Source organism: Labrenzia sp. PHM005 (assembly GCF_006517275.1).
GTDB lineage: Bacteria > Pseudomonadota > Alphaproteobacteria > Rhizobiales > Stappiaceae > Roseibium.
In genome coordinates this window covers 3,335,578-3,361,995 of the sequence record NZ_CP041191.1, presented here as the reverse complement: position 1 = coordinate 3,361,995, position 26,418 = coordinate 3,335,578, and the positions used below count along the sequence as shown (strand labels likewise).

The following is a 26,418-nucleotide window of genomic DNA, read 5'->3' as shown; positions in this document are numbered from 1 at the left end:
CTTGATAGGTTTAACAAGAAACGGGAGTAAGTTTTCGTGTCAAAAACAGCTATAAAAACACTTTTTGCCGGTTTTATCCTTTTCGGCACAGCGGAAGCGCAAACCATTGAGAAATGGAACCGCGGCGAAGTTGATGGTTTCACCCGATATTGGACGACAAATAATGTTGGCGCTAGTTTTGTCGTCTGGTGCCACCCGGAACGGAAAACCAACGGCACGCTTCTTCATGTGGTCATCGACGGCGCAACACCGCAGCCGAATTCCCGCATCAAACTGGTAATCGACAAGGATATTATTCAGCTGCCGGTCAATGCTGAAGGGTATACAGACACCGGATGCGCCACTTGTGCAGACAGTTTTGAATATGTGTGGCATCAGTTGCGATCAGCGACAGCCATCGCTGTCAAATTTTCTGACAACAGGTATGCCGGATTTTCGCTCAAAGGCGCCAAAGAACTCTTGCCTGCAAAGGCCTGCCCGACTGACTGGCACAAGAAACAAGCTTCCTGACAACTCCTTCCTCTTATATTCCGCACGAAGCCGTCAATTAAACGGATTGGGATTAGTTAAAATTTAAGACAACCCCCGGTATTTTCAGCAATGCGTTCATTGGGGCTTACAATGTTTTTTCGTCTAACAGCAATTGCATTCATCTGGGGCTTTACGATGGCTCCCGCGAACTCTGAAACCATTGGCAGCTGGCACAGCGAAAAAGTCAATGGATATCAAAGTTACTGGACCAAGAACCAACGCGGCTCCCGGTTCACAATCTGGTGCCCGGACAGTAAGAAAAGCGCCCTTCCCCTTATCGGGATTGACATTAAGGGCCGGCTACCTGCGCCTGAAACGTTGATCCGGGTCGAACTTGACCGTCGGCTAATCAAATTTACGGCCAGTGAAGACGGATACATCAGGCCGGATTGCGCCGCGTGCGGAGACAAGCTGAGATATTTTTGGCAACTTCTTCGAAACTCTGCTCGTTTCGCGGTCCTGTTCGATGAAGACCGGCGGTATGCAGGATTTTCGACCATTGGCGCAGGTGACATTATCCCAGCCAACGTCTGCGCCACAAACACGGGCCTGCAGGCCAAACGCCAGTGATCAGAAGCCCTGAATGTCCGCAGATATGTGCGCCACATCACACTTAACCTGACGAAATCAAGGTATACTGCGCTTCAGTTAGAGGTCTGCCCTTCCGGTTGACCCATGACAGCTGGAGACGCCCATGAAATCGCATAACCTCCTGATCCCGGCTGTAATTGCATCTGCATTTGCGATTGCGACACCGGCCGAAGCCCGTCCTGATTTACGCAAAATGACCTGTGCGCAGGCCCAACAATTGGTTCTTCAGCATGGCGCGGTTGTTTTCACCACCGGACGGCATACTTACTCCATGTATGTATCCAACCGCAGTTGGTGTGACTGGGGGCAACAGCTCTTTCCCCAATACGGTCCAACACGGGACAATCCCAAATGCCATGTGGCCTTTGAATGCAGAGAACCGTTGTTCCGACCGTTTTCTTTTGATGACTAGAGCGTCGGAGCTTTCGGCGCTGAGCGCGCCGCAAACGACGAACACAAAGGCCTTGCCCGGATAGGGTGGCGCAAGAGTCAGCGGCGAAAACCAGCTGAGGCGCTTGGACGGAACCCGCATTCACAGGTCTCGACCGCCTCTTTCCGACGAGGAATTTATAATAAACGACAAAATCATCAAATTTCCGAACAAATCTACATAGAAAAAATCAAGCACTAGCAAAGCAACTTTTCGAGATATACAGATCAATTATTCCGATGTAACCTTTCTTTAATAAAACAATAACCGGATCGAAAAACCGGAGATTGAAGGGAGGAGAAATGCCTGAACATCGTAATAGAGACCTGGTGGCGACATCAGGCTTTTTCACGGGATTACATCCCGGAATGGGGCTGGCTGCAAAAGGCATGGTTGCAGCCTTTGTTTTGTTTACGGTCCTGAATGTTGAGTTTGCCGGAAGCGTCTATGGTGCGATCCGAAGCTGGATTGAAGGAGCGCTGAGCTGGTACTATATCTCGGCCGTCACAGTGATCCTGTTTGTCTGCCTGTTCCTGATGTTTTCAAAATACGGCCGGATCAAACTCGGAAATGACGACAGCACTCCAGAATTCTCGAATTTCAGCTGGTTTTCCATGCTGTTTTCCGCTGGTGTCGGAATTGGGATCCTATTCTTTGGGGTCGCGGAACCCATATTCTACTTCGATAACTCCGGCGCATTTGGTTACCCGAACAATCCGCACGCGGATTTAAACGGCCACACAGACATGAACATGCAGCGTGCGGTCGATGCTATGCGGGTTACTTATTTCCACTGGGGGTTCCATGGATGGGCCGTCTACGTCATGGTGGGCCTGTGCCTCGCTTATTTCGGTTTCCGGAAAAAGCTGCCGCTGACCATGCGGTCAGCGCTCTACCCCTTAATCGGACAGCGTATCTATGGCCGCGTCGGCCATGCCGTTGATCTGCTGGCCGTATTTGGAACCGTATTTGGCGTGGCAACATCGCTGGGTCTCGGCGTCAGCCAGATGGCCACCGGGCTGAATGTGCTGTTCGGCGTTGACCCTGGGATCACCACACAGATCATCCTGATAATCGTGATATCGATCGTCGCGACCTTGTCGGCGGTGTCCGGTGTCGGCAACGGCATCCGGATCATCTCGGAGTGGAATATTTGGCTGTCAGTCGTTCTTCTGGCCGCCTTCATCGCCTTTGGACCGTTCAAATGGCTGATGAGCTTCTTCGTCACATCCCTGGGTGACTATCTTTGGAACGTCGTTCCGATGGGCTTCTGGACAGCCAATGAAGCGGGCAATGTCAGCTGGCAAGGTGGCTGGACCATCTTCTATTGGGGCTGGTGGATCAGCTGGGCACCGTTCGTCGGCATGTTCATTGCGCGTATTTCGCGGGGACGCACTATTCGTGAATTTATGGTCGGGGTGATGTTTGTCCCAACCACAATCGCCTTCTTCTGGCTATGTATGTTTGGTGGCAACGCGATCTGGCAAGAATTGAATGCAGTCGGAGGCCCCGGCGGCGCCGGAATAATCGAAACGGTCCGGGCCTGGAACTTACCAGCGGCCCTTTATGGCACCATCGACAACCTGGGAACAACCTCCTGGGCAGGTGACATGAGCTGGATCCAGTGGCCCTTGTCCGCCTTGGCAACATTCTTGCTGGCTTCCTGGTTCATCACTTCCTCCGACAGCGGCACGCTGGTGATTACCACGATGCTGTCGATGGGCGATGACAATCCACCGAAGGTGTTCCGGATCATCTGGGGCATGGGCGAAGGATTTGTGGCAGCGGTGCTGCTCCTTGCAGGCGGCCTCGGGGCGCTGCAAACGGCCTCCATTGCCGCAGCCTTCCCCATTTCCTTCATTCTGCTGGCGATGACTTGGGGACTGCTGAAGTCGTTGTCCGACGATCCGTCGGCAACGCCGATCGAGGTGCGCGAATATGCACCTGATGGAACACACGTCACCCAGGACCTTCACGCCTGAACCTGTGTCCGGCACGGCGGCCCGTGCCGGAAGCAAAAAAAGGAAAACCCGCCAGACCTACATCTGGCGGGTTTTATCATTTCAATCCATGACCGCTTAGAGCGGAATGTTGTCGTGCTTTTTCCAAGGCATTTCGACTTTTTTGGCGCGCAGCAAGGCCAAGGCCTTGGATACCCGCCGACGGGTCGAATGCGGCCGAATCACATCATCGATGTATCCGCGTTCAGCGGCCACGAACGGGTTGGCAAACCGGTCTTCGTAGTCCTTGGTGCGCTGCTGGATTTTCTCAGGATCTCCCAGCTCGGAGCGGTAAAGGATCTCAACCGCACCTTTGGCGCCCATCACCGCGATTTCAGCCGTCGGCCAGGCATAGTTGATATCACCGCTGATGTGCTTGGAGCTCATCACGTCATAAGCACCGCCATAGGCTTTCCGGGTAATGACGGTCACCTTCGGGACCGTTGCTTCGGAATAGGCAAACAGCAGTTTCGCGCCGTGTTTGATCAGTCCGCCATACTCCTGTGAGGTGCCCGGCAGGAAGCCAGGAACGTCAACAAAGGTGACGATCGGAATGTTGAAACAGTCGCAGAAACGGACAAAGCGCGCCGCCTTGCGGCTGGCATCGGAATCCAGGACGCCGGCGAGAACCATTGGCTGGTTGGCGATTACGCCGACCGTACGCCCTTCCATACGGCCGAAGCCGGTGATGATGTTGCCAGCGAAATTCTCCTGGATCTCATAGAAGTCGCCTTCATCCAGTGTCTTCAGAACAAGTTCCTTCATGTCGTAAGGCTTGTTCGGATTGTCGGGAATGAAAGAATCCAGGCTCATGTCGATCCGGTCCGGATCGTCATAATTGGTCAATTCCGGCAATTCGGCTTGGTTGTTCATCGGCAGGAAGTCAATCAGCCGGCGCATTTCCAGCAAGGCTTCAACGTCGTTGTCAAAGCCGCCATCGGCGATCGAAGACTTGGTGGTGTGAATGGATGCTCCGCCCAGTTCTTCTGCTGTCACTGTCTCGTTGGTCACCGTCTTCACGACATCCGGGCCGGTCACGAACATGTAGGACGTGTCCCGCACCATGAAGATAAAGTCGGTCATGGCCGGAGAATAAACATCACCACCGGCACAGGGCCCCATGATCAGAGAGATCTGCGGAATAACACCAGAGGCCTGCACGTTGCGCTGAAACACTTCGCCATAGCCGCCCAGCGCTGCCACGCCTTCCTGGATACGCGCGCCGCCAGCGTCAAACAATCCGATGATTGGCGCCCTGTTCTGCAGAGCCATATCCTGAAGCTTGGTGATCTTTTCAGCATGGGTCTCGGAGAGCGAGCCGCCAAAAACAGTGAAGTCTTTGGAGAACACATAGATCGTCCGACCGTTGACCGTTCCCCAGCCAGTGACAACGCCATCTCCTGGGATGTGCTGTTCTTCCATGCCAAATTCAGTGCAGCGGTGCTGCTTGAACATGTCGAACTCTTCGAACGAACCTTCGTCCAGCAGGATCTCGATCCGCTCTCGGGCGGTCAGCTTGCCTTTGGAATGCTGGGAATCGATACGCCGCTGTCCGCCCCCCATCCGGGCAGTTTCCCGGCGCTGTTCCAACTCCGCCAGAACGTCTCTCATCTGGTTCTCCCAATTTCTCTGTCTGCAGTGGTCCTACCACGCCGTCTTCACCCGGCAAAGTCAGCACAAGGGTGAATGAGCCGTCGTACTCTTTTGATAGCCAGCACCAGCGGGTGCCTGCAGCAAACTGGTAGCCGTTCCGGAAGTGGTCACCCGGCCAATTTGCCCAAGCGCCCAAAATTTAGGCACCAATCGCCAATAGATTAACCTTGGGTTGTTTTCAAATGCCTGCCATCTTCACAAGTAACAAACAAAGAATTTTGGGGGGGCGATGTCAGACAGCCGGGCTTTTTTCAATGAAATGCTTGAAGAGGACGGCTCACCGCGCGCGCCCTATTCAAGATTGGCAAATTGGCTTGAAGACAAGCCGAACAATTTCCTCACCAAAAAGAGCCGGGATGCGGAGACGATTTTCCGGCGCCTGGGGATCACATTTGCGGTTTACGGCGCAGAAGATGCGACCGAGCGCCTGATCCCCTTCGACCCGATTCCCAGGATCATCTCTGCATCCGAGTGGCGGCGCTTGTCCGCCGGCATCGATCAGCGGGTCCGCGCACTCAACGCCTTTCTCCATGACATCTATCACCGCCAGGAGATCCTGCGCGCTGGCCGGATCCCAGCAAACCTGATCCTGCAAAACGAAGCCTTTTTACCCGAGATGGCCGGTTTCACGCCTGCCCGGAAGGTCTATGCCCATATTATCGGGACAGATTTGGTGCGCGTGTCAGAAAACGAATTCTACGTTCTGGAAGACAACACCAGGACGCCTTCCGGCGTTTCCTACATGATGGAAAACCGGGAAACTATGATGCGGCTTTTCCCGGAGTTGTTTCAAAGCCATAGCGTTGCCGCGGTTGAACGTTATCCGGAGTTCCTGCGCCAGACATTGGAGAGCGTCGCCCCGGATCCGGCAAAATCAGAACAAACGATCGTTGTCCTGACGCCTGGAATTTATAATTCCGCCTATTTCGAACACGCCTTCCTGGCCGATTCAATGGGGGTGGAGCTGGTCGAAGGCCGGGACCTGTTTGTTGATGCGGGCAAGGTTTTCATGCGCACGACCCGCGCTCCGAAACAAGTGGATGTCATCTACCGCCGGATCGATGACGCGTTCCTCGATCCCCTCACCTTCAATCCGGGCAGCATGCTCGGCGTGCCAGGGCTCTTTGACGCCTACCGGGCAGGCAATGTCACCATCTGCAATGCGCCTGGTACCGGCATTGCCGACGACAAAGCGATCTACGCCTATGTTCCTGATATCATTGAATTCTACACTGGACAAAAACCAATCTTGAACAACGTACCGACCTGGAATTGCTCCAGAGAAGATGATCTTGCTTACGTGCTCGACAATCTGGCCGACATCGTTGTCAAGGAAGTCCATGGGTCTGGCGGCTACGGCATGCTGATCGGCCCGACCGCCTCCAAGCGGGAAATCGCCGAATTCCGCAAGGTGCTTCAGAGCAACCCATCCAACTATATTGCACAGCCGACCTTGGCGCTGTCGGCCTGTCCAACACATGTCGCTTCCGGTGTCGCACCACGCCATGTCGATCTGCGCCCGTTTGTGCTGATCGGCGATCAGGTGCGCATTACACCGGGCGGCCTGACACGGGTTGCACTTAAAAAGGGCTCGCTGGTTGTCAATTCAAGCCAAGGCGGCGGCACCAAAGACACTTGGGTTCTGGAGGATTGATCGCAAATGCTTGGTAGAACAGCCTCCTCCTTGTTCTGGATGTCCCGTTACCAGGAACGTGCGCAGAACGTCACCCGTCTATTGGAAGTCGGCTATCGCGGTTCCATCATGGCCCATGCAGGCCAAGCAGAGGGCAGCCACTGGCAATTTGCCCTGTCTTGTGCCGGCTGCCACCATGGCTACAGCGAGAAGTACGATGAGCTGATCGCCCGGCACATCACCGCCCACATGGTGTTTTCCAAAGACAACCCCACCAGCGTGCGCAATTGCCTGGAGCAGACGCGCAACAACGCCAGAGCCGTCCGCACCGGCATCACTGCAGACCTCTGGGAAGCGATCAACACCACCTGGATCGAGTTCTGCGACGTCAATCCGCAGTCAATAACTCAAGAAAAACTGCCGGATTTTCTCGCCTGGATCACCCAACGCGCCCACCTTTTCCGCGGGGCTCTGCTGAACACGGTTTTGCGCGATGACGGTTACTACTTCAGCCAAATGGGTAATTTCGTCGAACGGGCCGACAACACCGCCCGGATCCTGGACAACCAGTATTGGGTACTGTTGGCCGACAACGACATCATCGAAGACGGCAGCTCCGAACGCTATCAATGGTCTGCTATTCTCAGAGCCCTTTCCGGCCGCCGCAGTTACCGCTTTGCCTATCCTAATGCGCGGTTGAAAGCCTTCAATATCGCCGAATTCCTGATCCTGCGAAGGGAAATGCCGCGCTCTCTTGCCTATTGTTATGATTGGCTGGCGGACACAGCTGAAGATCTCGGTCATTTTTATGGTTCCCGCGAGCCAAGCCTCGATCTAGCCACCGATCTCAGCAAAGAGCTGAAGGAAAAGCAGATGCGGGATATCTACCAGGAAGGCCTGCACGAATTCCTGACCGACTTCATCGGCAAGAACAACCAGTTCGCTCACCAGCTTTGCGAGGACTACAACTTCGCCTGATCCAACACCGGAAAGCCATTGAGACCCATGCGCCTATTTGTCCGACACACCACCCGCTACAAGTACGATCAGCCACTTGCCAATGCGATGCAGCAGCTTCGCCTCACCCCGGCGGACAATCCCGCGCAAAAGGTCCTGACGTGGGCAATAGAGGCTCCCGGTATTGAACGGGCAACCACCTACACCGACGCCTTCGACAATGCGGTACACATGATTTCCAGAGCCGGTCCGGTGGAGGATGTCGAAATTACAGCGACCGGAACGGTCGAGACCGTAGAGACCAATGGCATCATTGGCAACGAGCGGGGTGCCAGTGCACCATCCTCGATCTATACCCGCGTCACACCGCTCACTGAAGCCAACCAGGCAATCTCCAAGCTCGCCACTCTAATTGAATCTCCCGACAAGATTTCCGGTTTCCATACTTTGATGCATGCCATCCGCGACAAGGTCGACTACAAAGTTGGTGTCACCGAAACACATGCGAGCGCCATCTCCGCGCTGGCTGCCGGTGAAGGGGTTTGCCAGGACCATGCCCATATTTTCATCGCTGCGGCCAGGTCGGTCGGCATTCCCGCCCGCTATGTTTCCGGATATCTGCTCTTGGAAGAAGAACAGGCCTCGGAAGCTCATCATGCCTGGGCAGAAGTGCGTATTGAGGGCCTCGGCTGGGTCGGTTTCGACGTATCCAATGGTATCTGCCCTACTGACCACTATATCCGCTTGACGGCCGGGCTCGACTCGCGTTCCGCTGCTCCAATCCGGGGTATCCGTTTTGGCGGCCAGGAGGAAAATCTGCATGTTGAAGTGGATGTTGTTCAGGCAGCCATTCAGCAGCAGCAGTAATCCAATGGTCTGACGCCTCTTGCCAAGCCCCGGAACAGCATCTAAACGGCACCGGCCGAAAAAAGTGGAACAAGAAGAGCTGCATGACCTATTGCGTTGGACTGAAACTGGATCGCGGACTGGTGCTGGCCGCCGATACCCGCACCAACGCAGGTCTCGATAACATTGCCTCTTTCAAGAAACTGCACGTCTGGGAAAAATCCGGCGAGCGTGTTGTGACACTTCTTTCCTCCGGCAACCTAGCGGTCACGCAGGCAGTGGTTTCCCTGCTTAGTGAACATATTGAGACTGCCGACAAAGACCGCACCACGGTCATGAACGCCAAGACCATGTTCCAAGTCGCCCGGCTGGTTGGCAGCGCGGTCCGGGAAGTCAAAACAATCGATGGCGAAGCCCTGGCAGCCAATGCCGACAATTTTTTTGTCAGCTTCATCCTTGGCGGCCAAATCAAGGGCGAAGAGCCGCGCCTGTTCCAAGTCTATGCCGCCGGCAATTTCATTGAAGTCTCCGACGACACCCCGTTCCTGCAAATTGGCGAACACAAATACGGCAAACCAATCCTGGACCGCGTGACCCGCAAGGACATGCGTCTTGGGGAAGCGGCCAAGATGGTGCTGCTGTCCTTTGATTCCACATTGCGCTCGAACCTGTCCGTCGGCATGCCGATCGATATGCTGCTTTACAACACGGACAGTTTCTCCACCGACCGGCAGGTCCGGATCGAGCAGGACGATCCCTATTTTCAAAGGCTATCGCGCGGCTGGTCGGACAAACTGCGTGAAGGGTTTGCGGACCTAGACGAATTCGACGTCTAATAACTCCCCTCTCCCGCGCTGTGGCGCGGCCTGTTAGGGTCCCGTCACAGAGAGCCGCTACAAGCGGCCGGATAGAGCCGGAGATCCGCCACGATGAGTCAGACTGATATCCCTACAGACGGCGCCAAATCTGTCCTTTGGATCCGGGAACCGGCTCAAGAACCTCTGGCCGAAAACAACGCAACGCTCAAAGCGATCCGGGACATGCTCAAGACCGGGCAGCGCCAGGAGCTCACCGATCTCCTCAAACGATGGGACCCGGTGGACGTGATGCAGCTATTGACCAGGCTGCGGCTGAAACAGGCGCGCAAGCTGTTCAGATGGCTGCCCGCCAACCCGTCGATCAAGGTTGTTGCCGAACTTAGGCCCGAGTTCCGATCGATCCTGATGGAAGAATCGACGCTGGATCAATTCCGGGACATTCTCGCTGGCCTCGATCCTGAAGACGCAGTTGAGATCTTGAATGAATTTCCAGAAGATGTGGCCGAAGAGCTGATTGCCCGCCTTCCCGATGTCGAGGATTTGGCGACGCGAGGATCTTATGCCGACGACACTGCCGGCCGCGTCATGGCGCAGAAATTCGTCGCGCTGCCGGAAACCTGCACGGCTGGGGATGCCGTCACCCAGATGCGCGCGGAAGCGGCCCGGATCCGCAGGATATTCACCGTCTATGTGACCGACACTGCCGGCAAACTGACTGGGACTGTCGAAGTGGGGAAACTTCTTCTGGCTCCAGCCGAAACGCCTCTCTCCGAAATAATGAACCGGGATTTCATTACCGTTTCCGCAGATACCGACCAGGAGGAAGTGCTGCGTGTCGCCCGCAAACGAGACATGCGCAGCGTCCCGGTCGTTGGCGGTGATGGTCACCTGATCGGCCGGGTAACACCAAAACAACTGACTCGCATCGCCTCGGATGAAGCCAAAGAAGACATGCTTCTCATGAGCGGTGTTTCAGCCGAGGCCCGCTCCGACGACACCGTCTTCAGGATCGTGCGCGGCCGCCTGCCCTGGCTGCTTGCCGGCCTTATTGGTGCCAGCATCGCAGCAACCGTTGTCGGGTCATATGAGGACCAGCTTGCAGAAGCTGCCATTTTGGCCGCGTTCATCCCTGTGACCATGTCCATGGCCGGAAATGCCGGACTGCAAGCCTCAGCTGTTGCTGTTCAGGGAATTGCCACCGGCGCACTTTGGTCCGGCGATATTTTTTTCCGGCTTTTCAAGGAACTTCTGGCAGCATTGTTTAACGGCGCTGTAGCCGGTGCGCTCCTAGCCGCATTGGTTTTGATCACGTCGATTGTTGTGCCGCTCGAAGCTCCGCTTCAGCTGGCACTTGCCACATCGCTGTCGCTTCTCTGCGTGACCACGATCGCCGCCATGGTGGGCGCGACCGTGCCCATTGTGCTCGACAAAATTGGCATCGACCCGGCCATGGCCATCGGTGTCTTCATCACATCCTCCAACGACGTCTTGGGGGTCCTGATTTTCTTCCTGATGGCGACGACGTTTTATCTCGGGTGAGGCATTGAGGCCAAAACCGAGAAGGATGTACCCCTCGTTTGCTCAGAGGGCCTACCATGGCGTCGATCTGGTTTACCCTTCCTTCAAGATCAGCACCGCCGCGTCGAATTCAGAGCGTTTGTAGGCGCGGATTTGGGTGGCTTCGGCATCTGCACCCCAGCGTTCGACGTTGAAATCTTCTTCAACATGGGCGGCCTGCCAGGCGTCATCAGCCGTAAGCTTATCTTCGCGCACCGCCAGCGCCAAAAGCGCAGAGCCCGTCAGCGTGGTCACTGTGTGGAGCGCGGCGAGCCGAAGCGGTGTCTCACTGCCAATCCGGGCGCGGTACGCGGAAAGCAGCTTATCATCCTGCGGCGCGTGAATGATGCCCTCAATCAGTGAAAACCGGCCGCCGAGCAGCTCGCCTGCCCAATCCACGACCGGGTCCCACAACTGACGTTGTGTGTCACACAGGCTCTGCGGATCGTCCGCCCGGTAACATAAGGAATCATTGCCAGCAAAGGCGGTGACATCATCCGCCACTTCGTCAAACCGGCTGGCAACCGCATCCTGGGCCGAATTTGCTATCCGGGTGAGCGGCATCACAGCTGGATTTATTTCCTTTTCTTGCGCGGCCCATTCGGCAGCAACGGCTACCCCAAGCGGCTCGGTCGGCAGCAACAGCGTGGATTTGCCTGGGGTCTTGACCGGCCGGCCATCCAGATGAATGGCAAATCCGTCTTCGGTTTCAACATGTTCGGCGCGTTCATAGAATCTCTTTGGCAACTCGCGGCGCGACAATTCGCGGGCCCGCTGCTCCGGATCTTTCGCTGCATCTTCATGCAATGCTTCAAGATAGTCGCGCATTACACTGTTTCCTTTTCCATTTTAAGCAACTCAATGAGCGCCTGATCCAATTCGTCAAACCTATGAATGATCCGCTCGGCGCCATCGGCGGTCAGCTGCGAATGATCATGATAGCCCCATGTCACCCCAATGGCATGCACACCGCCGGCGCGGGCCATAGCCATATCAAATCCTGTGTCGCCGATCATCACGGTCTGTTCGGGGTCCGCACCGGTCTCGCTCAGCGCCCGCTCAATCATGTCCGGATGCGGTTTGGACGGGGATGTGTCGGCTGTCTGGATGGTGATGAAACGGCCGTGAAGGTCATGCACATCCATCATGTGATGCACACCGCGCAGTGCTTTGCCGGTCGCAATCCCCAGAAGAACGTCTTCACGCGCATGCAAGCGGTCGATCGCTTCCCGTGCACCTGGATAAAGCGGATCTTGGTCCAGTCCCGCCTTGCGCCGGGCGATCTTTTCAGCCCGGTAAACGGCTGCCATTTCCGGCACCTTGTCCTGATGTTCAGGTCCCACAAGGTCAGCAAAGGCCATATCCAGCGACCGCCCGACGATGGACAGGATCGTTTTGCGGCCCGGCACAGGCAGGCCAACAGCGGCAAAGGCAGCTTCAAAACCATGAACAATGGTGTTCTGACTGTCGAGCAGCGTGCCATCGACATCGAAAATGATCAGATACATTTGGGCTCGTTTATGTGGGCAGATCTTTGCCGCCGCATGTGCCGGTTTTTGGCCGACGGGTCAAGCGAACTGGTCATAATTTGGCCGGGATTTCCGTTAAAACGGCGCCTGCTGGATATGGCGTCGATCAGCCCGAGCAAAAAGTGCCGGTTGCTCCACAGGCCAGAGCCTGCTTGCATGCCTTCTTTGGATATCGCCGATTTCGACCGCGCAGAGAACAAACACCTGCGTAAGGTGGCTTGAGTTTGGAACAAGCTTCTCCCCCGCCAGGACGGCAACGGCAGACCCCTTTGCAAAGCGATAGCAAAGGCTGAGGCAAGCTTGCCGCCAGAAATTAGGGAACCAACGCCGCTCGATGTCAGTCGCGGCCAACGGGATTTTCGTGTTTCATGCCAAGAACACCGCAGTCTGAATCTAAGAAGAACAGTCCAGAAACCAAACCGGTCCCGCTTGGGAAGCCCCTTCTGACGCTTGGTGCCGTTGCAGTAGTGGCAGCAGCCCTTGCAGTGAAGGCAGCCTTGCCGTCGTTTCAATCTGAACCACAGGTAACGATACCGCTGAATGTGTCTTCGTTGAGCATTCAAGAAACATCAGACCGGACTTCAGACACAGCTGTACTAGCCTCCCAAAAGGAAAAGCCGGTTGAGATCACAGCTTCGGTCCGTGTTGAGGCTGCCGCGGATCCTATACACACAGCTCGTGTGGTCGCGGCCGTTCATATTCCAAACAAAGACCAGGCCGCAGGTCCTTCTGATGCCGCACGTGTTGCCCCTAAAACCTCTAAGGCTCTTCCCGCTACAGGCGAAAAAGCCAGCGCAAAAGATTTCCTTACCCAGCGCCTCGCCAAATTAAAACTGAGGCGCGCGCTTTTGGCAGCGCAAGCGGAGAAAAAGAATAAGGCGATTGAGATTTCTCCATCTGAAGGCGCTGTGGTGGCTGAGACTGGCGCTGCCCAAGCCCCGGCAACCGTCGCGGCAATTGAAACAGATGCGGCTGATCCATCTTTGTCCGGAACTAATCCAGCAACATCGATTGTCTCCGCCCCAAAGGATGGAGATAACCGGCAGACGAGCGACAAAAGCCCTGCCATTCTAGCGACCGAAACCCCGGCCCTTCAAATCGCAAGCCTTGCCCCACCGGCGCCCCCTGCCGAAGCTGCAAAACTGTTTGCTGACAAAGAGCCTGCAGCTGAAACCAGCAAGGAACTGTCCAAGGCTGTAGCGGCACCGTCCACTGCTGACATCTCAGCACCGACTCCGCTTGTATCAGTCTCACAAAATGCATCACGGCTGCCGATGATCGATGAAGACTTGCCCCTGATTGATGCGGAGGTACCGGTTCAGGTCGCAAGCCTTACACCAAATGCAGCACAAGCTGAGGCTTCCAACCCTGCCACTGCTTCGAAGAGAGCTCTTGGAACTCAAACAGAGCAGCCGGCTTCAACGGCTGCTCCAGCTTCTTCTGAAACCATGACAATCGCCTCGGTCCTGTATGGCGCCCGAAATGCGGCGCGACTTCCAATGATCGACGAGGAGCTGCCGCCGATTGATGCAGAGGTACCGGTTCAGGTCGCGAGCCTGACACAGGTTTCAGCACCAGCAGAGACGTCCAACCCTGGTGCTGCTTCGAAGACAGCTCTTAAAAACCAAACCGAACTGCCGGCCTCAAGTGCTGCTCCAGCTTCTTCTGAAACCATGACAATCGCCTCGGTCCTGTATGGCACGCGACATGCTTCACGTCTGCCGATGATCGACGAGGAGCTGCCTCCGATTGATGCGGAGGTACCGGTTCAGGTCGCCAGCCTAACACCTTCGAATATCTTGCCCGCCCCAGCCTTGCGTCCGCGCCCATTGGTGCGCTCAAAACCGGCTGCCGGCTCCAAACCCGGCGCCATCAACAAACCGCGCAAACCGTTCAAGGCAAAAACAAAGGTCAAAACCAAAACAAAAGACAAGCCGCGGCAAACAAAACCGGCGCCGGTGCTCGCTTACGCAGCCCCGCAGGAGCCGAAAACGGCACTCCCGCCATTTGATGGAATTGGCAAGCTCTTCAATGGTGGCAAGGCCGGTTTGCCAGGCCGGAGCAGCAAGATTGCGGTCTACGACATCAGCGCCGCCGTAGTTCACATGCCGGACGGCAGCAAGCTCAAGGCCAATTCCGGTATTGGCCACCGGATGAACAAGCCCAAATATGCCTACGTCAAAAACCTCGGCCCAACCCCGCCGAATGTCTACAAGCTGCGCATGCGCGAGCGGCGGTTCCATGGTGTCGAGGCTATCCGTATGCTGCCGTATGATGTCGCGGCCATGCGCGGCCGGGACGGCATGCTGGCGCATTCACCGCTGCTTCGTAAAAGCAAGGGTTCTCATGGCTGCGTCGCCTTCACACACTACAACAAGTTCTTGAGAGCTTTCAAAAAGGGCAAGGTCAAGACAATGATCGTCGTCCCGAACATGAGCCAACTGCCGAAATACATGGCCCTTTACAAGGAACGCCACTACGCATCCAAGTAGCACGCTTGTGATCGACCGGGCGATTGGGTATGGGTTTCTTTGCCTCCCACCCGATCCTTCCGGAGCTGTTTGTGACAAAAATCCTAGGCGTCTTCTTGCTGCTGATTGCAGCGATTCAGGTCATCAAACCGCTTGGCTGGCCGGGCTTGAAAAGACGCGCAGACGCCTGGAAACTGGTCGCCGGTGTGGTTGTCGTCACCTTCGCCTCGGTCATCCTGACTGCCCTGTTTCAAGGGTTTTAGGCCATGGCAGCAACGATGTTCCGGCGAACCATAAAAGAACAGCCCATCAGCGTTTGATCACACTCTCATCCGGATCATCTGCTTCCGGATCATAATCGGTGACATCAAATCCAAGAAGGTTCCAGGTCTGCTGCATATGCGGCGGCAGCGGCGCAGAAACGTCGATCATGCCGTGGCCGGAGGGATGCGGAATGACGATCCGGCGGGCGAGCAGATGCAGGCGGTTCTGGATACCGCCCGGCAACTCCCAGTTCTCAATGTTGAAATACTTATCATCACCGATGATCGGATGCCCGATATGAGCCGCATGAGCGCGCAACTGGTGGGTCCGGCCGGTAACCGGTTTCATGGTCACCCAAGACAGTTTCTGTCCGGATTTTTCAAAGACCGAATAGAGCGACACTGCATGCTGGGCGTCATCCGCCCCACCCTGGCGGACGATTTGCATCCGCTCTTCCTCTTCATTGCGGGCAATGAAGGTTGAGATCCGACCCTGAAACGGCTTGGGAACGCCTGCAAGGATCGCCCAGTAGACTTTCTGGGTGTTGCGGTGGCGGAAGGCTTTGGTGAGCTCCTGAGCCGCTTGACGGGTACGCGCCACCAGGATGATCCCCGAAGTCTCCCGGTCAAGCCGGTGGACCAGACGCGGTTTGTTGCCCTTACGGTCAGTGAAGGCGTCCAGCATTCCATCCAGGTGGCGCTTCAAGCCAGAACCGCCTTGAACAGCCAGTCCCGCCGGTTTGTTGAGGACCATTACCTGATTGTCCTCATAAAGCAGCATGTCTTCGACTGCTTTTTTATCGTCGGCAATCAGCTTGGTCGATTTCGGCTTGGCGTTCTTCTTGTCATCCGCCGGCAGATCCACACCAAGCGGCGGGATACGGATCATCTGCCCTTTGGCAATCCGGGTGTTGCTCTCCGCCCGCTTGCCATCGACCCGAACCTGGCCGGTCCGCAGGAGTTTTTGCAAACGGCCGAAGCCGAGCCCCGGATAATGGGCTTTGAACCAACGGTCGAGGCGCATGCCCGCCTCATCGGCGGTCACTTTTTTCTGTTCAATCGCGGACATTTTGGTCTCGTTTGGCAGCACGCTTTCAGCAGTGCGCGCATTTGCGCCGTTGGCTCAGCGGCAAACGGACAAGAAATCATTGCGCCGCATATAGGCGGATTTGCCCCGAAAGGAAAGGAAAACGTTCGCCTTGCGGCTCAACAAGGCCTCAAGCCCCGCCCAGCCGCATGAGCATTAAGCCGGCAAACACGCCCAAAATGGACAAGACGACAGATCCAAGAACATAGATCAGAGCGAGCTGCACATCCCCCCGCTCCCACAACACGGCGGTGTCGAGGGAGAATGCGGAAAACGTCGTGAACCCACCCAAGACGCCCGTCGCGAGAAAGTACCGCAACGGCTGCAGATGCGCGGCCTCATGCTTCACCAGCCAGCCGATGAAAAGCCCCATGATGAGCGAGCCGGCCACATTGACGGTCATGGTTCCGACAGGAAAGCCCGGTCCGAACAGGCGCAAGGTTGCTAAAGAGACCAAATGGCGTCCGCCAGCCCCAAGCCCGCCGCCAATGACAACCAGAAACAGATGATACAATTATGCAGCCCCAAAATTTTCGTTCACGCCAGTGATCGCCGGACTAGCGAAGAGAATCAAGGCCGAACCACCGATTCAAAATCTCTAACGACGAACTTGGTAGGCCTGCCGGCAGGCTCTAAACTTCTTCCGCCACATGCGCAAAGTCGGGATAAATGGATCGGATCAAGGCATCGATCCGTTCGATTTCCTCCTGAATTTCGGGCAATTTTCCCCGCTCCTCCTCTAGAATCGCCAAGAAAATGCGAGCTCGCGCTTGATTGACTTCCGGCTGCGGTAACGGAGCATCGCCGATAGAGGACAAAACCACACTGACCAGGCGGTCGGCGGCATTAAGCCGCCCCCACAGATAGTCGTGTTCGCGCCAGGAGCGGTTGAAAAACGCACCAAACGTGTTGAGCTGCTTGCCCTTGAGCTCAAAGCCTTCCGTATAGAGGCTTTCGGCATCTCTCGGACTGATCCGGTCGACCAGGATTTCCGTCACTTCAGAAAAGTCGTTCCGCTGGAGCACCGGAAAGGTGATCAGGTCGTAAAAGCCAAAACCTATATAGGCCTCGAGCAAAGCTGTATGCCGCTCCTTGTCGAGCGAACCGGCAGCAGCTTCGGCAAACAACTCGTCCTGAAGCCGGTCGAGATCGGCCAGCCCCATCATTTGGGTCATTCCGTCAAGAAACCGCCGGACAGCAGCCTCCCGGCTGTCCGTGGTGAGCCCGCCTGCGCAAAGCTCTTCTGCAAGTTCCTGGCTGCGGCCGCCATAAAACCGGTCCTGCCATCGCCATGTCAAATGATCGACCTGGTCATATAAGAGCCCCTTTAGCCGGTCGAGTTCTTCGGTATCCGGCGGCGGCAAATCGGACGATGGATCGTAATTGTAGAACCCATTGAGCTTGCGGATGACAAAGCGCAAACGCCGGATCCGATAATCAACATCCAGGCCTCTTAGAAGCGCAATCACGGCTGGATCTGTCCGTCCCAGCTGATCCGCGCTGGCAGCAGCGATCCCGCTAAAGCGCTCGTAGAACAACGTGAGCAGCCCCTCTTCCTGCCGGGACGCTTCATCGGTTCCGCCAAGGCCGGACACCAATTTCGCCAGCCGCTCAGCCAAAGCATGCAGCTTTAGGGATTGATAGTTGAGAAAGGCAAACCCGGCTTGCTCGAACGCCGTGGCCGTTGCCTGCCGGCGGCAATTGGCAACAATTTCGGCGGTAATCGCACGCCGCTTCGGAAGGAAACCAGACACGGCCTCCTGAACCATAGGCGCGGCAGTATCGACCAGTTGCGACAGCCAGCGGCTGCGGCGGTTGTTCTGTTCCAGTTCCTTCAGATCATCGCCAATTGGTTCGTTGCGCGGAATATGCGCAAGCGACGCCAGAATCACACGGAAAAAGCCGGGCAACTCTGTTGACCGCTGGTCGTCCGGGGCCTGCTCAAGCGGGGTTGGGTCAACATAGATCAGACGCCGGGCAACTTCACGCGCCGCTGGCCGATCCTTGATGACATCGATCACGGGTGCGAAAGGCTTGTTCATCACCACGCTGCCATCAACAAAACAATGACGCGCCATTGTTTCATCGCTGAGGCGCAGACATTTTGCCAGGAATTGATCCTTATTCAGCCATTTCTCATCACGCCGGGCCAGAACCCGTTCCATTTCAGCGACCGTTGCCGGCGGAAACGCCCCTGGAAACGAAGACGTTGCCCTGGCCGCAAACACCAATTCAGGTATACAGCGGGCATCGAACTGGCTGTCGACATAATGCGGTGACCGGTGTGCGGCGTGAAAATTCAAGATCCGGCGGTGATCCCACTCTTCAACAAAATCAGGATCATCCAGCAAGATCCGCCGCTTAACGCCGTTGTAATCCGTGATCGTGACAAAAAGATCGAGCGTCTGACCACGCGGGATCAATGTGCGTTCCGCGTCGCGCTGAACTTCCATCTTCAAACTGGCATCCAGCATCCAGCCGATAAACCGCTCGCCGGAAAATGGCGGCGAAAACCAGCGGGACTGCATAAACTGGCGCAGTTTGTCCTGGGTTTCCGGGCTTTCAATCCGGCGGGACAATCGCGCCGACACCAGACGGTCCAGCACAGGAGAAACAGACATCTTGAAATAGCGCGACAATCCCGACTGCGGCCGCGCCAACCGGGTCACATCGGCATTTTCCAGCCACATCTCACTGTGACTGTCGAGCGGCAGATCATGGGCCAGCGCCCGGCCGAGCATAATGCCGTTGACCCCGCCGGCAGACGCCCCGGCTATCGCATCGACCACGACACGAACATCTGCAACAGGCGCCAACAGATCCAATAGGTCCTGATAGGCTGTTTGGGTTGGGCCCATTTTTTCAGGTGGCTTATTCCTGAAATTGGAATTGCTCTTGCGTTCCAAACGGTAGCTTGAGGCCCGAACCAGATTGAGAATTTCCCGGCTAACGCCATGCATATAAATGGCGAGCGACACCCCGCCATAAAGAACAAGCGCTAATCTGAGTTCGACTTCCTTCATTCTACGAACACCTGATTCCTCATGGCTTTACCGTAGCACAGGCAGGTTTTGGTTTGGTGTATTTGGGATCAGCTCTGAACCGTTGAAAGCAGCAACACCGAACAACAACGGTCACACTTGGTCACAGCCGGGTAATCGTCTGTTGTTGAACAGAAGAATTGATAGAAAAACCGCCTCGTCTGACGCTGGTGAACACATCAAGCAAGCCCAGGCAATTCAACTCCTGCGGTCTTTGCGCAGCTTGTCCCAGTACTCAAGCCGCTTGCGCAAATCACGCTCAAATCCACGCTCCGGCGGATCGTAGTAGGTTTGGCGGCCAAGATCTTCCGGGAAATAGTCCTGACCGGAAAAACCATCCGGCGCATCATGATCATATTGGTAGCCGTCGCCGTAGCCTTCCTGTTTCATCAGTTTGGTTGGCGCATTCAAGATATGCTTTGGTGGCAACAGAGAGCCGCTTGTTTTAGCCGAACGCATGGCCGCTTTATAGGCGACATACGCCCCGTTCGATTTTGGCGCCGTTGCCAGATAAATCACGCATTGGGCGAGCGCCAGCTCGCCCTCCGGAGAGCCAAGCATCTGATAGGCATCACGGGCGGCGTTTGCCTGGACCAGCGCATTGGGATCGGCGAGACCGATATCCTCAACCGCCATGCGAATAAGACGCCGGGCCAGATACATCGGATCCTCTCCGCCATCCAGCATCCGGCAAAACCAATAAAGGGAGGCGTCTGGATCGGAGCCGCGTACCGATTTATGAAGCGCTGAAATGAGATTGTAGTGGCCGTCCGCGCTCTTGTCGTAGATCGGCGCCCGGCGCTGGACGATTTCCTGAAGACGTTCGGCGTCAAACACCTCGTCCTCAGACGACGCCCGCCAAACATCTTCAGCAAGGGTCAGAGCCGACCGTCCGTCGCCATCGGCCATGCGGATCAGAACCGCACGCGCCTCTTCATCCAGCGGCAGTTTCTTCTCTTCAGTTTCTTCCGCACGCGCCAGCAGCTGCTCCAGGGCTTGCTGGTGTAGCGAATGAAACGTCATCACGTGGGAGCGCGACAACAACGCTGCATTCAGCTCAAACGACGGATTTTCAGTGGTGGCCCCGACCAGTGTTATCGTGCCGTCTTCCATCACGGGAAGAAAACTGTCCTGTTGCGCCCGATTGAACCGGTGGATCTCATCGACGAACAACAGAGTTGCCCGTCCGCCCATGCGCCGAGCCCGTGCCGCTTCAAACACCTTTTTCAGATCCGCAACGCCTGAGAAGATCGCGGAAATCTGCTCGAACGCCAGATCCGTTTCATTGGCAAGAAGGCGGGCAATCGTTGTCTTGCCGGTCCCTGGTGGACCCCAGAAGATCAGGGAGCCCAGGGTCCGGGTCTTGAGCATACGCGACAAAGTGCCCTCAGGACCAAGCAGATGATCCTGCCCGACGACATCGTCAAGCTGAGCCGGACGCATCCTGTCAGCCAGCGGACGAGGTGCCGAGGCCGCCAATCCAGATGCTTCGAAGAGATCGCTCAAAACCTGGCCTTTGTTAGCGCAGAACCAGTTGGTTCACGATACCGTCGCGCTCGATTTCGAGACGCCAAACGCGCGGCGGGGTTTTGGTTATGGTTTCCAACATGCGGGTGCTGTTCACATTCTGATCATTCACCGCACGGACAATATCGCCAGGGCGCATGCCAACTTTATCCGCCTGGCCACCCCGTTTCACTTCTGTGATGATGACCCCCTCCGGCAATCCGGCGAGACCAAATTCCTGGGAGACCGCGGGGGACAGGTTCATAACAGTCGCGCCTTCAAAAGGTGAAAACTCCATCAACTCCCGGGTATCGCGCGGAACAGTTTCCGGAGCCGGTTTCAAGGCGACGGTGACGATTTGTTCCTTACCGGAGCGTAGAACCGTAAACTCAGAACTCTCTCCAATCATTTTGGTGGCAAACCGGTATCCGAAGGCATTTGGATCTATGACTTCTTTGCCGTCAATCGCGACAACCAGGTCACTGACCCGAAGCCCCGCCTCATGGGCAGGTGTCCCATCAAAAACGGCGGTGACCAGTACACCGCGCGGCCGGTCCAAGGACAGAGCTTCCGCAATTTCGGCGCTCACGAGCTGCACGGTTGCTCCGAGCCAAGGCCGCTGAACCTTACCACCCTGATCGGCTGCCTTTGCAACATAACGCGCCATATGGGCGGGAATTGCAAACCCAATCCCGTTGGACCCGCCTGATCGAGAAAAGATCGCGGTGTTGATGCCTACCAGCTTGCCGGTCATATCGACCAAGGCACCGCCCGAGTTGCCCGGGTTAATGGCCGCATCGGTCTGAATGAAAAACTGGAAATCCGTCACACCGACCTGTGTGCGGGCCAAGGCCGATACGATCCCCTGTGTCACCGTCTGGCCAACACCAAACGGGTTGCCGATGGCTAGCACCAGATCGCCAACTTCGAGACTGTCCGTACTGGCGAATTCGACATGGTCAAACGGGGCCCCTTCCCTGATTTTCAGGACCGCCAGATCAGTGCGCTCGTCCATCAGCACAATGTCGGCATCAAATTCGCGGCGGTCGTTAAGCGCAACACGCACCTCATCCGCACCTTTGATGACGTGATGATTGGTGATGACCGTACCATCGGCCGAAATGATAACGCCGGAACCGAGCGAAGACTCCACCCGTTCGCGCGGCCGGTCACCGCCACCGTTTGGCTGACCGAAAAATCGGCGAAAGAAAGGATCGTCAAAAAACGGCGACGTCCGCTGGCGCTGGACGACCTTCCGGCTGGCATAGACATTGACCACAGCTGGTGCGACTTCCTTGACCAGCGGCGCGAAGGACAATTTGACCTGGGCTGCACTTTCCGGAACGAGACGCAAGTCTGCAGGTGTTGGCTGCGGCGATTGGGCAGCGGCTGATCCGATCCAACACACCGCCATCAGCCCGGCTATAACGGTTCTCGCATAGCCTGCTAAACGGGTTCTAATCAGACGCATGAAGGCTCCCCTCTATTCGAATCTGTCATTCCAGTTTGATTACATGGCAGATAGGTCAGAAGAGAGGAAAATACAAAGAGAAAAGCCGCGGGAGTGACCCGCGGCTTTCTAATAGCATTATGGACTGCACTTAGGCAGAGCGGACTTGGCTCAGGAAGTTCCGAACCTCTTCATCCAGATGGTCTGCCTGGCTTGCCATCGCGGACGCTTCTTCGGAGAAGGACTGAGCTGCGCTGTTGGTCTGTTCAGACAAGGACGACACGTTCTGGACATCCTGAGTGACCTGAGACGTTCCGCCAGCCGCACGCTGCGTGTTTTCAGCAATGCCCTGCGTTGCATAGCTCTGCTCCGTTACCGCAGCAGCCACTTCGCTGACCGACTGAGTGATCTCGTCGATGGTTTTCTGAATGTCGCCAATAGCGCCAACAGCATCGTCGGTCGCACCGCGGATCGCGTCAATCTGCTGCTGGATCTCGCCAGTCGCCTTACCGGTTTGAGCCGCAAGGTCCTTCACCTCGGACGCAACAACCGCAAACCCTTTGCCCGCTTCGCCTGCACGCGCCGCCTCAATGGTGGCGTTCAGGGCCAGGAGGTTGGTCTGGTCGGCAATATCGCTGATAAGCGTAACAACTTCACCAATCCGGTTGGCCGCTTCAGCCAGCGATTTAACCGTTTCGTTGGTCGTTTGCGCGCGGCGGGTCGCATCAGCTGCAACGCTGGAGGACCGCTCGATCAAGGTCGAGATTTCCTGAATGGAGCTGGACAGCTGATCAGAGGCGGCAGCGATGGATTCGACTTCTGCCAAAGCCTCCTGCGACATGCCGGCGGCCTTGGCGGATGTTTCGCCGGCAGTCTCGGTCATGTTCCGCATATTACCGGCGGATTCACGCAAGGAAGCAGCTGATTGCGCAACCTTGTCGACAACCGTGCCAACAGTTGCTTCGAAGTCGCCAGCAAGGCTCGCCAGCATTTCCTGGCGCTGCGCAGCTTGACGCTCGGCGGTTTGAGCCTGTTCGGCCGCCCGCTGTTCGTTTTCCTCAGCTGCATTCTGGCGAATTTGCAGAACAGCACGTCCGATGTCTCCGATCTCATCCTTACGGCGAGCAGCGGTGATTTCCGCGTTGAGATCACCTTCTGCAATCGCAGTTAGTGCGCCCACCAGGGTGCTCAGCGGTTTTGTAATGTTCCGCGAGAAGACAATGGCGATGGCAGCGGCAATCGCAATTGCGATCATGGACCACATGACCATGGAGTTGCGCATGGAGGTCACGCTGGCAAAGGTTTCTTCAACCGTCTTTTCAGCAACGACTGCCCACTGATGGTTTTGGAAAGTCAGAGGCTTGGCGACCATCAAACGGTCCATTCCGTCTGGCCCAGTCTCAATTCCTGCGCCCGCAGACCCGCCCAAGGCAGATTTCACGACAGAACCTTCATTAAGTTCCGTCAAAGCAGTGACATCTGCAGACAGCGGCTTGTTGGATAGAGAATACCCGTCCCCATTCACCACATAAGCTTGTCCAGTTTGACCAAGATCAGCCCGATTGGAGACAACACCGTCCAGGACACCGGCGTCTACTCTAATGGCAACAACGCCGCCGAAAGAGATATCACCAAAGGAATTCACATATACCGGCGCGGCCACAAACATCGAAGCGGAATTGCCGCCCGGCCCATAAACTTCAAATTGGCTGGTCGCGATCTGACCTTCTTCAGATTCCTTTGCCCGCTCAAAAGCAGTTTTCAAACCACTTTCCCCACCAGCAACTTCGGCAACAGGTGTAAGGAATTCTTCACCTTTGGCGACGGAATAAATCACCAGGCCCTCGGGATCCATCAGATAGACATCGCCGTAACCGCCGTTCTTCCAAATCGACACGAAAGACCCGTGGATTTCTGAGTGGCGCCAGGAGTACATGGATTTGTGATCGTCACCGAGTTTTTCGGCGCGTTCTTCAGGCGTCGCCGGTGACTGGTAGTATTCCAGGATCTCTGGGCGTTGTTTGCTGAGGTTCATGGTCGCATTCGTCATGTTGACGAGTGCTTCACCGATCCCTGCGCCGGTCGCCACATTGACGACTTCATTTTCGATTGAAGCCAGCTTGGCTTCCAACAGCGCGGACTTGGCATTGACGACCATGCCCAGTTCAGCTTCAGCCGCTTCCCGCAATCCATCCCGACCATTGATGTAGCCGATTACTCCGACCGCAGTACAGGCACCGATGGTCAAGAAGACCATGAGAGCCGGAATCAAAAACGACAAACGAATGGCTGGCCATTTGCTGGCCTTGGGTGAGGTAGATGCTTGGGTCAATTGGATTCTCCTGGTCCCCCCGCGAGACATGGGAGAAAACTACCCAGTGACCGTTAAAGTATTGATAATGTGGCGATTGCAATCGCTAGATCGCGACCATCCGAAAAAATCGCAACAAAAAAGGCGGGCCTGATAGCCCGCCTTTCCTGAAACGAAAGTCGTACGACTTACGCTGCGTTTTCAGCCGCTTCTTCAGCTTCAACACGCGCGCGGTCTTCAGCGCCACGTGCTTCCGGGTCCCGGTCGATCAGCTCGATGACGGCCATCGGAGCGTTATCTCCATAACGGAAACCAGCTTTGAGAACGCGCGAGTAACCGCCCTGACGGTCCTTGTAGCGCTCACCCAGCGTGTCAAACAGCTTCTTGACCATAGCAACGTCGCGAATCTGCGAAATTGCCTGGCGGCGTGCATGAAGATCACCGCGCTTGCCCAAGGTGATGAGCTTGTCGATGATCGGCTTCATTTCTTTAGCCTTCGGCAAGGTCGTAACGATCTGTTCGTGCTTGATCAGCGACGCTGCCATGTTCGCGAACATAGCCTTGCGGTGGCTAGCGGTCCGGTTGAGCTTGCGGCCGGATTTACCGTGGCGCATGGCCCTCTCCTTTGTCTTTCAGGCAGTCTGCTCTTTGTTTAAAGCACTTGCCCGGTTGCTCCGTTAGGACGCGTACGCCCTTAATACTGATGATCTTCGTAACGCTTGGCGAGATCGTCGATGTTCTCTGGCGGCCAGTTGGCAACTTCCATACCGAGATGGAGACCCATCTGGGCGAGAACTTCCTTGATTTCGTTGAGCGACTTGCGGCCGAAATTCGGCGTCCGCAGCATTTCCGCTTCGGTCTTCTGAATGAGATCGCCAATATACACGATATTGTCGTTCTTCAGGCAGTTTGCAGACCGGACAGACAGTTCCAGTTCGTCGACCTTCTTCAAAAGCGCCGGATTGAACGCCAGTTCCGGGACAGTGTCCTCGGCGACTTCACGCTGCGGCTCTTCGAAGTTGACGAAGATGGAGAGCTGATCCTGCAGAATGCGTGCGGCGAAAGCCACGGCATCATCCGGTTTGACGGAACCATCGGTTTCGACAGTCAGGGTCAGCTTGTCATAGTCAAGAACCTGGCCTTCACGGGTGTTTTCCACCTTGTAGGAGACCTTCTTGACCGGAGAATAGAGGCTGTCGACAGGGATCAAGCCAATCGGCGCGTCTTCCGGACGGTTCCGGTCTGACGAATGATAGCCCTTGCCTGTGTTGACAGTGAACTCCATGCGGATTTCTGAACCTTCATCCAGGGTGCACAGCACCAGCTCTGGATTGAGCACTTCCACGTCGCCAACGGTCTGGATGTCACCTGCGGTCACAACACCAGGTCCCTGCTTACGCACAACCATGCGCTTAGGGCCTTCACCTTCCATACGGATGGCGATTTCCTTGATGTTGAGAACGATGTCGGTGACATCTTCACGCACGCCTGGGATCGAGGAAAACTCGTGCAGAACGCCGTCGATCTGAACCGCAGTTACTGCTGCACCTTGAAGGGAAGACAGCAGAATCCGGCGCAGAGCATTGCCCAAGGTCAGGCCATAGCCACGCTCAAGCGGCTCGGCAACAACAGTTGCCAAGAAGCGCGGATCTTCACCCGGCTTGATCTCGAGCTTGGTCGGCTTGATCAGTTCTTGCCAGTTTTTTTGAATGGTCACGTTTTCGTCCCTTCGGCTATCCCGCCC

22 protein-coding genes are annotated in these 26,418 nt (G+C 56.0%); 11 read left to right on the top strand and 11 right to left on the bottom strand.

Going from position 1 to position 26,418, the window contains the following annotated elements:
* The first annotated feature begins 36 nt into the window (after positions 1–36).
* From FJ695_RS15250 to FJ695_RS15235, 4 genes are all read left to right on the top strand, one after another.
* The gene (locus FJ695_RS15250; RefSeq protein ID WP_209010676.1) at positions 37–510 is read left to right on the top strand and encodes a hypothetical protein; all 474 of its coding nucleotides are present in this window, start codon (positions 37–39) and stop codon (positions 508–510) included.
* Positions 511–621: 111 nt separating this feature from the next.
* Entirely contained in the window at positions 622–1,101 is a 480-nt protein-coding gene (locus tag FJ695_RS15245) for a hypothetical protein (RefSeq protein ID WP_141186245.1), read from the top strand.
* Between the two features lie 124 nt (positions 1,102–1,225).
* Positions 1,226–1,534, top strand: a complete 309-nt coding sequence (locus FJ695_RS15240; RefSeq protein ID WP_141186244.1) for a hypothetical protein — start codon at positions 1,226–1,228, stop codon at positions 1,532–1,534.
* 320 nt (positions 1,535–1,854) lie between these two features.
* Positions 1,855–3,534 (top strand): BCCT family transporter, encoded by a 1,680-nt coding sequence (locus FJ695_RS15235; protein WP_141186243.1) that lies wholly within the window; start codon positions 1,855–1,857, stop codon positions 3,532–3,534.
* Between the two features lie 96 nt (positions 3,535–3,630).
* On the opposite strand, the gene FJ695_RS15230 is transcribed toward FJ695_RS15235, so the two are convergent.
* Positions 3,631–5,163 carry an acyl-CoA carboxylase subunit beta gene (locus FJ695_RS15230; RefSeq protein WP_141186242.1) on the bottom strand — a complete coding sequence of 511 codons (1,533 nt, stop codon included), beginning with the start codon at positions 5,161–5,163 and terminating at the stop codon, positions 3,631–3,633.
* A gap of 271 nt (positions 5,164–5,434) precedes the next feature.
* Here FJ695_RS15230 and FJ695_RS15225 point away from each other — a divergent pair, with 271 nt between their 5' ends.
* The 5 genes from FJ695_RS15225 to mgtE all read left to right on the top strand — a co-directional run bounded on the left by FJ695_RS15225 (position 5,435) and on the right by mgtE (position 10,998).
* Positions 5,435–6,859 carry a circularly permuted type 2 ATP-grasp protein gene (locus FJ695_RS15225; RefSeq protein ID WP_141186241.1) on the top strand — a complete coding sequence of 475 codons (1,425 nt, stop codon included), beginning with the start codon at positions 5,435–5,437 and terminating at the stop codon, positions 6,857–6,859.
* 6 nt (positions 6,860–6,865) lie between these two features.
* A complete protein-coding gene (locus FJ695_RS15220) occupies positions 6,866–7,816 on the top strand; it encodes an alpha-E domain-containing protein (RefSeq protein ID WP_141186240.1) in 951 nt (316 codons plus the stop codon).
* Between the two features lie 27 nt (positions 7,817–7,843).
* Positions 7,844–8,662, top strand: a complete 819-nt coding sequence (locus tag FJ695_RS15215; RefSeq protein ID WP_141186239.1) for a transglutaminase family protein — start codon at positions 7,844–7,846, stop codon at positions 8,660–8,662.
* 83 nt (positions 8,663–8,745) lie between these two features.
* Positions 8,746–9,477, top strand: a complete 732-nt coding sequence (locus FJ695_RS15210; protein WP_141186238.1) for a proteasome-type protease — start codon at positions 8,746–8,748, stop codon at positions 9,475–9,477.
* Positions 9,478–9,570: 93 nt separating this feature from the next.
* A complete protein-coding gene (gene mgtE, locus FJ695_RS15205) occupies positions 9,571–10,998 on the top strand; it encodes a magnesium transporter (protein ID WP_141186237.1) in 1,428 nt (475 codons plus the stop codon).
* A gap of 72 nt (positions 10,999–11,070) precedes the next feature.
* On the opposite strand, the gene FJ695_RS15200 is transcribed toward mgtE, so the two are convergent.
* Entirely contained in the window at positions 11,071–11,844 is a 774-nt protein-coding gene (locus FJ695_RS15200) for an ATP12 family chaperone protein (RefSeq protein WP_141186236.1), read from the bottom strand.
* Positions 11,844–12,524 carry an HAD-IA family hydrolase gene (locus FJ695_RS15195; protein ID WP_141186235.1) on the bottom strand — a complete coding sequence of 227 codons (681 nt, stop codon included), beginning with the start codon at positions 12,522–12,524 and terminating at the stop codon, positions 11,844–11,846. Before FJ695_RS15195 ends, FJ695_RS15200 begins: the two co-directional genes overlap by 1 nt.
* Positions 12,525–12,913: 389 nt before the next feature.
* On the opposite strand from FJ695_RS15195, the gene FJ695_RS28175 reads away from it, so the two are divergent.
* Both FJ695_RS28175 and FJ695_RS15185 read left to right on the top strand, forming a co-directional pair.
* Positions 12,914–15,037 carry a DUF2778 domain-containing protein gene (locus FJ695_RS28175; RefSeq protein WP_209010675.1) on the top strand — a complete coding sequence of 708 codons (2,124 nt, stop codon included), beginning with the start codon at positions 12,914–12,916 and terminating at the stop codon, positions 15,035–15,037.
* Positions 15,038–15,066: 29 nt separating this feature from the next.
* Positions 15,067–15,279, top strand: a complete 213-nt coding sequence (locus FJ695_RS15185) for a hypothetical protein (RefSeq protein WP_141186234.1) — start codon at positions 15,067–15,069, stop codon at positions 15,277–15,279.
* Positions 15,280–15,325: 46 nt separating this feature from the next.
* Here the strand turns inward: FJ695_RS15185 and FJ695_RS15180 are convergent, their stop codons facing one another.
* The 8 genes from FJ695_RS15180 to FJ695_RS15145 all read right to left on the bottom strand — a co-directional run bounded on the left by FJ695_RS15180 (position 15,326) and on the right by FJ695_RS15145 (position 26,391).
* On the bottom strand, positions 15,326–16,348 hold the full coding sequence (locus tag FJ695_RS15180; protein WP_141186233.1) for an RluA family pseudouridine synthase: 1,023 nt from the start codon (positions 16,346–16,348) through the stop codon (positions 15,326–15,328).
* Positions 16,349–16,496: 148 nt separating this feature from the next.
* Complete coding sequence (crcB, locus tag FJ695_RS15175) at positions 16,497–16,880, bottom strand: fluoride efflux transporter CrcB (RefSeq protein WP_141186232.1); 384 nt, start codon at positions 16,878–16,880, stop codon at positions 16,497–16,499.
* A gap of 118 nt (positions 16,881–16,998) precedes the next feature.
* Positions 16,999–19,389, bottom strand: coding sequence for a patatin-like protein (locus FJ695_RS15170; protein ID WP_141186231.1), 2,391 nt, complete (start codon positions 19,387–19,389; stop codon positions 16,999–17,001).
* A gap of 216 nt (positions 19,390–19,605) precedes the next feature.
* Positions 19,606–20,913 (bottom strand): replication-associated recombination protein A, encoded by a 1,308-nt coding sequence (locus tag FJ695_RS15165; RefSeq protein WP_141186230.1) that lies wholly within the window; start codon positions 20,911–20,913, stop codon positions 19,606–19,608.
* A gap of 13 nt (positions 20,914–20,926) precedes the next feature.
* On the bottom strand, positions 20,927–22,384 hold the full coding sequence (locus FJ695_RS15160; RefSeq protein WP_247653641.1) for a DegQ family serine endoprotease: 1,458 nt from the start codon (positions 22,382–22,384) through the stop codon (positions 20,927–20,929).
* A gap of 130 nt (positions 22,385–22,514) precedes the next feature.
* Positions 22,515–24,695: a methyl-accepting chemotaxis protein gene (locus FJ695_RS15155; RefSeq protein ID WP_209010674.1), complete on the bottom strand. Its 2,181-nt coding sequence runs from the start codon at positions 24,693–24,695 to the stop codon at positions 22,515–22,517.
* A gap of 167 nt (positions 24,696–24,862) precedes the next feature.
* A complete protein-coding gene (gene rplQ, locus FJ695_RS15150) occupies positions 24,863–25,288 on the bottom strand; it encodes a 50S ribosomal protein L17 (protein ID WP_141186229.1) in 426 nt (141 codons plus the stop codon).
* An 80-nt stretch (positions 25,289–25,368) separates the two neighbouring features.
* Positions 25,369–26,391: a DNA-directed RNA polymerase subunit alpha gene (locus tag FJ695_RS15145; RefSeq protein WP_141186228.1), complete on the bottom strand. Its 1,023-nt coding sequence runs from the start codon at positions 26,389–26,391 to the stop codon at positions 25,369–25,371.
* Positions 26,392–26,418: the final 27 nt, after the last annotated feature.